The organism is Thermoplasmatales archaeon (assembly GCA_014361195.1).
GTDB lineage: Archaea > Thermoplasmatota > E2 > UBA202 > JdFR-43 > JACIWB01.
This window is the reverse complement of record JACIWA010000030.1, coordinates 1-729: the sequence shown is the minus strand read 5'-3', so window position 1 is coordinate 729 and position 729 is coordinate 1. Positions and strand designations below refer to the sequence as shown.

The 729-nt window shown below is 70.4% G+C and carries 1 protein-coding gene; it reads right to left on the bottom strand.

The window, feature by feature from the left end:
* Positions 1 to 661, bottom strand: a 661-nt coding sequence (locus H5T44_06440; protein MBC7081857.1) for a hypothetical protein, incomplete at its 3' end; no start/stop codon positions are given.
* Positions 662 to 729: the final 68 nt, after the last annotated feature.

Sequence of the window (729 nt, the reverse complement as noted above, 5' to 3'; positions counted from 1 at the left end):
TCTCCGCCACGGGCGGCGTCATCGCTTCCGGCATGGCCGTGAAGGGGGCTTCCTGCGGCGGAGGCGCGGTTTCGAGGGTCTCCCCCGCGGCGGGCGGCGTCTCCACCAGCTTCTCCAGGAGGTCGAGGGGCTGCGGCGCCTCCAAGACGGGAGGGACCTCGGCAGCTTCCGCCGCCGGCTCCACCACCGGTGCCACCGCGGGGGGCGGCATCTCCGCCACGGGCGGCGTCATCGCTTCCGGCATGGCCGTGAAGGGGGCTTCCTGCGGCGGAGGCGCGGTTTCGAGGGTCTCCCCCGCGGCGGGCGGCGTCTCCACCTCCCTTACGACCCCGGCGGGAGGCTCGCCGGTGCCCGTTTCGCCCCCTCCTGCGAGCAGCTCCCTCTCCAGGGCCTCCAGTTCCTCCTCGATGCCCGGCGCTCCCGCCGCGGCGGTGGCCTGCGCCTCGAGTATCTCCCTCTCCAGCTCCTCTATCTCCTTGAGCAGGTCGTCTTCCACCTCGCCGCCTGCAGCGGCGGCGGGCGCTTCCTCTTTCTCTCCTATATCGAAGAAGGTCTCCGTGGAGGAGGCCTCAGGTTCCGATACGAGCGAGATGAGCTCCTCTATCTCGGCATGACCTTCCAGGATGGCCAGTTTCTCTTCAACGGGGATGTCCTCGAGCATAACCCTCTCCAGGATGTCCGCGTCGGCACCCTCCGGCCGCGGCGCGCCGGCAGGAAGGAGCGGCTCTT